The sequence below is a fragment of the Gordonia otitidis NBRC 100426 genome (assembly GCF_000248075.1).
Classification (GTDB): domain Bacteria; phylum Actinomycetota; class Actinomycetes; order Mycobacteriales; family Mycobacteriaceae; genus Gordonia; species Gordonia otitidis.
In genome coordinates, this window is record NZ_BAFB01000233.1 from 1 (window position 1) to 6,996 (window position 6,996).

The 6,996-nt window shown below is 65.7% G+C and carries 8 protein-coding genes; 3 read left to right on the forward strand and 5 right to left on the reverse strand.

The features are described from left to right. A partial coding sequence (locus GOOTI_RS22225; RefSeq protein WP_007240845.1) for an aldehyde dehydrogenase family protein occupies window positions 1–830 on the forward strand: 830 nt, incomplete at its 5' end. Beyond that, on the forward strand, window positions 827–2,248 hold the full coding sequence (locus GOOTI_RS22230; protein ID WP_007240846.1) for an NAD(P)/FAD-dependent oxidoreductase: 1,422 nt from the start codon (window positions 827–829) through the stop codon (window positions 2,246–2,248). The genes GOOTI_RS22225 and GOOTI_RS22230, both read left to right, overlap by 4 nt. A gap of 63 nt (window positions 2,249–2,311) precedes the next feature. On the opposite strand, the gene GOOTI_RS22235 is transcribed toward GOOTI_RS22230, so the two are convergent. The 5 genes from GOOTI_RS22235 to GOOTI_RS22250 all read right to left on the reverse strand — a co-directional run bounded on the left by GOOTI_RS22235 (window position 2,312) and on the right by GOOTI_RS22250 (window position 6,718). Beyond that, a complete protein-coding gene (locus tag GOOTI_RS22235) occupies window positions 2,312–2,983 on the reverse strand; it encodes an NAD-dependent epimerase/dehydratase family protein (protein WP_007240847.1) in 672 nt (223 codons plus the stop codon). Beyond that, entirely contained in the window at window positions 2,983–3,228 is a 246-nt protein-coding gene (locus GOOTI_RS27090; protein ID WP_007240848.1) for an NAD(P)H-binding protein, read from the reverse strand. Before GOOTI_RS27090 ends, GOOTI_RS22235 begins: the two co-directional genes overlap by 1 nt. 349 nt (window positions 3,229–3,577) lie before the next feature. After that, the gene (locus GOOTI_RS22240; RefSeq protein WP_007240850.1) at window positions 3,578–4,345 is read right to left on the reverse strand and encodes a type 1 glutamine amidotransferase; all 768 of its coding nucleotides are present in this window, start codon (window positions 4,343–4,345) and stop codon (window positions 3,578–3,580) included. Next, entirely contained in the window at window positions 4,342–5,223 is an 882-nt protein-coding gene (locus GOOTI_RS22245; protein ID WP_007240851.1) for a universal stress protein, read from the reverse strand. The genes GOOTI_RS22240 and GOOTI_RS22245 overlap by 4 nt, the downstream gene beginning before the upstream one ends. Continuing rightward, window positions 5,213–6,718: an APC family permease gene (locus tag GOOTI_RS22250; protein WP_039994571.1), complete on the reverse strand. Its 1,506-nt coding sequence runs from the start codon at window positions 6,716–6,718 to the stop codon at window positions 5,213–5,215. Before GOOTI_RS22250 ends, GOOTI_RS22245 begins: the two co-directional genes overlap by 11 nt. Here GOOTI_RS22250 and GOOTI_RS26555 point away from each other — a divergent pair. Next, window positions 6,717–6,996: hypothetical protein (locus tag GOOTI_RS26555; RefSeq protein WP_007240853.1), on the forward strand; the 280-nt coding region annotated here is incomplete at its 3' end. The two genes, GOOTI_RS22250 and GOOTI_RS26555, sit on opposite strands and share 2 nt — an antisense overlap.

Here is a 6,996-nt window from a genome sequence, read left to right on the forward strand (position 1 = left end):
TCGTGACCTTCACCGGCTCCACTCAGGTCGGTCGCATGGTGATGTCCCAGGCCGCGACGAACGGTACGCGCGTACAACTCGAGCTCGGCGGCAAGGCTCCGTTCGTCGTGTTCGACGACGCCGATCTCGATGCCGCGATCCAGGGTGCCGTGGCCGGAGCCCTCATCAACGCCGGTCAGGACTGCACGGCAGCCACACGCGCGATCGTCTCGCCGTCGCTCTACGACGACTTCGTGTCGGGCGTCGCCGACGTCATGGCGTCGGTGCGGGTCGGCGATCCCCGCGATCCCGAGACCGACATGGGCTCACTCATCTCGCTCGCGCACCGCGACAAGGTCGCGGGCATGGTGGAACGCGCACGCTCCGCCGGCGCGCGAGTGGTGACCGGTGGGGTGCTCCCCGACGGTCCCGGCAGCTTCTATCCGCCCACGCTCATCGCCGACGTTGCCGAAGACTCCGAGATCTACCGCGACGAGGTCTTCGGTCCGGTGCTGACCGTCTCGAGCTTCACCGACGACGACGACGCGCTGCGTCGCGCCAACGACACCGTCTACGGGCTCGCGGCGTCGGCCTGGACACGTGACGTCTATCGCGCGCAGCGGGCGAGCCGGGAGATCACGGCAGGCTGCGTGTGGATCAACGACCACATCCCGATCATCAGCGAGATGCCGCACGGTGGCGTGGGGGCGTCGGGTTTCGGCAAGGACATGTCGACCTACTCGCTCGACGAATACCTGACCGTCAAGCACGTGATGAGCGACATCACCGGTGTCGCTCGGAAGCCTTGGCACCGAACGGTGTTCACCAACACCGGAGAGGCGCAGTCATGAGTGGGGCATGGGCTACCGAGCCCACGGCGCGCGGAGCAGCCGTGGTCGCCTCGGCCGCGCCGTCGTCGTATTGGCTTGATCGGGACGACCGTCCCGCGCCGCGTCCGCGCGTGCTCGGAGAGGTCACCGCCGATCTTGTCGTGGTCGGCGGTGGTTTCACCGGACTGTGGACCGCGGTGCAGGCGGCGGAGCGCAATCCGGGCCGTCGTATCGTGCTCGTCGAACGCGACCGCATCGCCGAGCACGCGAGTGGACGCAACGGGGGGTTCTGCTCGGCGAGTCTGACCCACGGGCTGGGAAACGGCATGGAGCGTTTTGCCGACGAACTCCCCACGCTGTTGCGCCTCGGCCACGAGACACTCGACGAGATCGACGCAGCGATCCGTAGGCACGGTATCTCCGCAGACGCCGAGCGGACCGGGGAACTGGACTTCGCCAACTTCGACTGGCAGGCAGCCGAATTGGCGGAGTACGCCGACTCGGCGAAACAACTCGGCGAAGACCTGCCGCTGCTGACGCAGGCACAGGCGCGTGAGCGCGTCGACTCGCCGATGGTCGCTGGTGCGGTATTCGATCCCGACGTGATCATGCTCGATCCGGCTCGGTTGGCCTGGGGTCTCGCCGACGCCGCAGAGCGTCTCGGCGTGCAGATTTTCGAACAGTCGGAGGTCTCCGGCATCACCGGTGAGGGCGAGGCGCTGCGGCTCACCACGGGCCTCGGTGAGGTCGTCGCCGACCGTGCGGTGCTCGCGACGTCGGCGAGCCCGTCGTTGGTCCGGCGACTGAGGCTCTACACCGTCCCCGTCTGGGACTACGCGATCATGACCGAGCCACTGTCCGCCGAGCAGCTCGACTCGATCGGCTGGGCGGGCCGGGAGGGGCTCGCCGACTCGGGGCCGCGGTTCCACTACTTCCGACTGACGGCCGACAACCGGATCCTGTTCGGCGGGTGGGATGCGCTGTACCACTACGGCTCCGACGACTCGCCACGCCACCAGCAGGAGCCGCGCGAGTTCGCGCTACTCGGCGAACACCTGTTGCAGATGTTCCCGCAAATCGAGGGCATCCGTGCAAGTCACGCGTGGGGCGGGGCGATCGACACCTGCTCGCGGTTCTGTGCGTTCTGGGACCGCTCGTACGGCGGGCGCGTCGTGACCGCGGTCGGGTTCACCGGACTGGGCGTGGGGGCTTCCCACTTCGCCGCTGCGACGGCACTCGACCTCGTCGACGGTGCGGACACCGAGCGCACGCGCCTGAACATGGTGCGCTCCAAGCCGATCCCGTTCCCGCCGGAACCCTTGCGCGCGTTCGGCATCAACATGACCCGACGCGAGCTGGCACGCAGTGAGCGTCGTCGGGGTAAGCGTGGTGTGTGGCTGACGGTGATGGACAAGATCGGGCTGGGCTTCGACAGCTGATCGGAGTAGGTGCTGAAGGGCGTACCCGACGAGCTGCGACGACGCCGCGCCACCCGCGCGCGGCTATGTGGCAAGCAGTTGAGCGACGCCCGCGTCATAGGTGGTGACGGCGAAGTCGGGGAAAGCGCGCGTGAACTTGTCGGAGACGAAGATGGTGTCAACCGCGTAGCGCGGCAGCAACTCCCACAGTTCGCGGGCGTTCTTGCTGAACAGTCGCCCCAGAGCGAAGACGGGCACCGGTAGCACCGTGTACTTGTTCTCGTGTCCGCTCGCCCGCGTGGTGAGGTCGATCAGCTGTGCATAGGTGCGACGGTTGTCGTCGACGGGCAGATGCCATGTCTGTCCGTACGCCGACTCGGTGTTTCCGATCAGGGCCATCGCGCGGCTGGCGTCCGGAGTCCAGATGAGTGTGCGCAGTGTGTCGTCGCGGACGGGTACGAGCGCCCTCTTGTGCTGAGCGATTCGGTCGAAAACCAGTGCGTTGGTGAAACTCTGGGTTTTCCCAGGCCCGTAGAACTCGGGCGCGCGACAGATCACGGCGTCTACGGTCCCGGCATCCATGGCGTCGAGCAACATGGTTGCCGTCTTGGCGCGGGTACGTCCTTTGCTCCCCGAAGGCCGGAACGTGGTGTCCTCCGTCTGCGGCTCGCTGGTCATCGGATACATGTAGGTGTTGTCGAAGAAGACGAGTCTCGTGCCGTGACGGACGCACGCGTCGATGACGTTGCCCATCATCACCGGGAACCGTCGGGCCCACATCTCCGAATCGGCAGTCCGACCGTCAGGTAGGCGATGTCACTGCCGGCAACTGCCGTATCGGTCTGCGCCGCGTCCATGAGATCGGCGGCGACGAGTTCGTCGGAGTCGTTGACCCGTCGGGGATGCCTGCTCACGAGGCGAACGTCGTTGGTGTGGGTGCGGCGGAGTTCGCGGGCGAGTTCTGTGCCGATCTGCCCGTTGGCGCCGAGAATCGTCTGCATCGTTCGACGGTAGGCTCCAATGTAAGCACTGTCAACAACGTGTGCAGACCGAACCCCCGGTGGGGCGTCGGCCCTCGGTCAGCCGATCTGACAAGTGCCCGTCCCACGGTCCGACCGGCAGTCGTTCTCGGCTGGGCCAGGACGGTGGCATTCGTCGAGCTCGCCCGGCTCGAAGCGGACGCAGAGGCACTGTTTGTCGCGTGCGTACTCCACGACGTTGCGCTCGGAGTCCCCGGAGCCCCCGGATCCCCCGACGGCAGCGTCGGCTGCTCCGGGCGGAGGCACAGGTACTCCCGCGGCTACCGCGCGGGTATGGCGCTTCTCGCGGTGTGCAACCCGCTCGATCGGATTACGGACCGACCTCACCGCCGCGGTCGGCGCTGATGAGCTCGACCCAGCGCGCCATCGCGGCGGCGGCCATTGACCTGGTGTCAGACTCGATCCCCGCGAGGCCGGCGATGGCTTCCTCTGGGCCCCGCGATCCCAATGCGCCGACGATCTCCTCGCGGTAGTCGTCGTCGGCCACCCACTCGGCGAAGCCTCGTGTGTCGACCTCGAGATGGAATTGGATTCCGTAGCTCGAGCCGAGCCGGAACAGCTGATTCGGGTAAGCCGACGACGACGCGAGCAGTACCGAACCCTCGGGTAGGTCGAAGGTGTCGTAGTGCCACTGCATGACGTCGAAAGTGTTGTCGCTCAGCCCCTTCCAGACAGGATCAGCCAGGCCCTGTTGGGTCCATTCGACGCTGCAGATCCCGATCTCGGGGGCGGGCCCCGTCGTGACGGCGGCGCCCGCCGCAGCGGCGAGCAACTGTGATCCGAGACAGATGCCGAAGACCGGGACGTCGGCGGCGAGCGCGCGGTGCAGGAACGTGATCTCGGCATCGATCCACGGGTGGAGTGCTCCGTCATTGGCGCCCATGGGACCGCCCATGGCCACTATTCCGTCGAAGACGGTCGGGTCGTCGGGGAGAGGTTCGCGCCATGTGCGGACGGTGTGCAGTTCGGTGGTTGCGGGAAGTCCGTCGGCGTAGGTCCCGAGAGATTCGATCTCGGCATGACGGAGCTCGAGAAGCCGGATCGGTGAGGCGGACGCAGGGGCAGACGATGCGTTCATTCTGTGGTGGAGCGGGGCACGACGATGACTGGCGCGGTTGTCCACTTCAGGATCCGAGCCGCCGTCGGACCGAGGAACACGCGGTTCTCGCTACCGAGATGTCCGGAGCCGACTGCGATGATGTCGTTGTCGTCCCACGGCAGATTGGCCAGCGCCTCGTCGAGCGTGTTCCCGTCGGCGACGAGTACCTCGATGTCAAGGTCGGCGTCGACGTGGTCGCGGGTTTCCTCGAGCAGTGTCCGAGCCGCCTGGACCTGCTGCTTGCGCACCGCGAGGCTCTCGTCGTCCGCGCCGGGAATCTCCAGAGACACGAGTGACAGCAGTCGGAGGTCGATGGACGCGAGTTCGGCGAATCCGATCGAGAAGGGCAGCGGATCGGAATCGGAGTGTTTCGTCGACACAGCCACGGTGAGCATGTCGATCACGACGTCCTTGCGCTTGGTGTAGCCGCGAGGTGCGAGTCCGACCGGGATGGGCGACGAGTGCAGCAGTTCGGTGCTCACTGTTCCGAGCGAGTGACGCGAGAAGATGCCGTCGCCGGTACCGCCGATGATGATCATCGACGCCCCGGACTGCTCGGCGACCTCGACGAGTCCTTCGGTGAACGATTCGTTGACCGTGACGACCGTCCGGACCTCGATACCTTCGGGGACACGCGCGGCGCCCTCGGCGAGCCATTCCGACGCCTGGTTCTCCAGCCGCTCCATGTACTGCTCAAGGCCGGGCTGGCCGTCGTAGGGGATCGGCCGGATCACGCAGATCAGGTCGAGCGCGGCTCCGATCTTCGCAGCGATCGCCGACGCGAGCGCAACGCCGTCGTTGCCCGACGGTGTGGCGAGATAGCCGACGGCGAGACGATTGGGGTTCTCAGTAGACATCCGGGACCTTCACTTCGGTATTTGCGTCGAGTGTCTTACCTCTGAAGAAGTCGCTGTCAGCGGCGCAGCAAGCGAGCATCAACGGGACTCCGAGGACAAGCATGCCGACACCGAGGATGAACACGCCACCGATCCCGCCGACCGATGTCGAACCGTAGTCGGGATTGATCATGTCGATGGCGCTCTTGATGAACGCCCATGCCATCGCGATGCCGCCGAGAAGTGGGAACAGCCCGCGCATGAAGAAGTTCCGTGCGGAATCGAACAGAGTTCTGCGGAAGTACCAGACGCACGAGAACGCGGTGATGCCGTAGTAGAACGCGACAGCGAGGCCGAGCGACGAGATCGAGTCGGCAAGGGTGTTCTGACTCGCGAACGACAACACGAGGTAGAAGATCAGCGCCGACGCGCCCATGACCGCGGTGCCGAACGCCGGTGTCATGTACCGCGGGTGGATGTAGCCGAAACGTTGGGGCAGCGCTTTGTACACAGCCATCGACAGGGTTCCCCGAGCAGTGGGGAGGATCGTCGACTGCGTCGAGGACAGCGCCGAGATGCAGACGACGAGCAGTAGCGCCGATGCCATCACCGCGCCCGCGACCGGCTCGCCGAGGATGGTCAGCACGTCGTCGGCGTTGTCGGGGTTGTTCAGACCGATACCGGTTGTGCCGAAGCCCGCGAACGACTCCACCGCGTAGGCGACGAGCACGTAGGTGGCCACGAGGATCAGGCAGCAGATCATCGCGGCGCGTCCCGGGGTCTTCTCCGGGTCTTTGGTTTCCTCGCCGACGGCGAGGCACGCGTCCCACCCCCAGTAGATGAAGATGCACAGGATCACCGCTGCCGCGATCGACGACTGGCTCAGACCGGTCGGCGACAACCAGCCCCATTCCGGAGTCACCGCCTGGGGGCCTGCATGGTTGGTTGCCACTTTCACCAGCGCGATGACACTCGCCAGGATCAGGATGCCGAACTGGATGAACATCAGCACCGACTGGATGCGCTCGCTGATGACGATGCCGCGGATGCTGACCCAGGTCATCACGATGATGAAGAAGCAGCCGAGGGTGACCTTGGCCCAGAGGCTGTCGGCGAGTGAGTCGAGGTGCAGGAAGCGCAAGAGGTAGACCGCCGCGATCTCGGCGACGTTGGCCAGCACGATGATTGCAGAGACCGCGAGGCCCCAGCCGCCGATCCACCCGATCCACGGGCCGAAGGCCTTGGTGCCCCAGGTGAACGTCGTGCCGCAGTCGGGGGTATCGCGCGAGAGTTCCCGGTAGGCGAACGCCACGAGCAGCATCGGGATGAACGCGATCACGAACATGGCGGGTGCCTTGCTGTGCACGGCCACCACGACGTAACCGAGCGTCGCGGCGAGGCTGTAGGCGGGCGCGACGGCCGACAAGCCGATGATCACGTTGCCGAGCAGTCCGATCGACCCGGCACGCAGTCCCTTGTCACCCGACTGGATCTCGGCGTGAACCTTCTCTGCCATGCCCTCGATCACCCCCTACCTCACTCTGTGGTGGGTTAAGACTATGGTTCCCGCAAGCTTTGCGCTCGGCGACGGACGAAACAGTCAGTCGAAGGTCTCGAACGCTTCGAAATGCGCGGTAAATGACCGATTCAGTGTGCTGAAAACAGTTAGGTTCGCTCACTTCTTGCGGCGCGGTGCAGTCGGTTGTGATGTGGGTGTGCAGTCTGCGGGCGGTGGCCGGAAGTGGGGGAAGAGTGTCTATGCCGTGCAGGAAGTGGGGGAAGGATTCTTTCCGC

What these genes read in the sequence shown, in the direction of transcription:
- GOOTI_RS22230 (WP_007240846.1), top strand. Translation starts at nt 827, where the DNA reads ATGAGTGGGGCATGGGCTACCGAGCCCACGGCGCGCGGAGCAGCCGTG.
- GOOTI_RS22235 (WP_007240847.1), bottom strand. Translation starts at nt 2,983, where the DNA reads ATGATGGGCAACGTCATCGACGCGTGCGTCCGTCACGGCACGAGACTC.
- GOOTI_RS27090 (WP_007240848.1), bottom strand. Translation starts at nt 3,228, where the DNA reads ATGCAGACGATTCTCGGCGCCAACGGGCAGATCGGCACAGAACTCGCC.
- GOOTI_RS22240 (WP_007240850.1), bottom strand. Translation starts at nt 4,345, where the DNA reads ATGAACGCATCGTCTGCCCCTGCGTCCGCCTCACCGATCCGGCTTCTC.
- GOOTI_RS22245 (WP_007240851.1), bottom strand. Translation starts at nt 5,223, where the DNA reads ATGTCTACTGAGAACCCCAATCGTCTCGCCGTCGGCTATCTCGCCACA.
- GOOTI_RS22250 (WP_039994571.1), bottom strand. Translation starts at nt 6,718, where the DNA reads ATGGCAGAGAAGGTTCACGCCGAGATCCAGTCGGGTGACAAGGGACTG.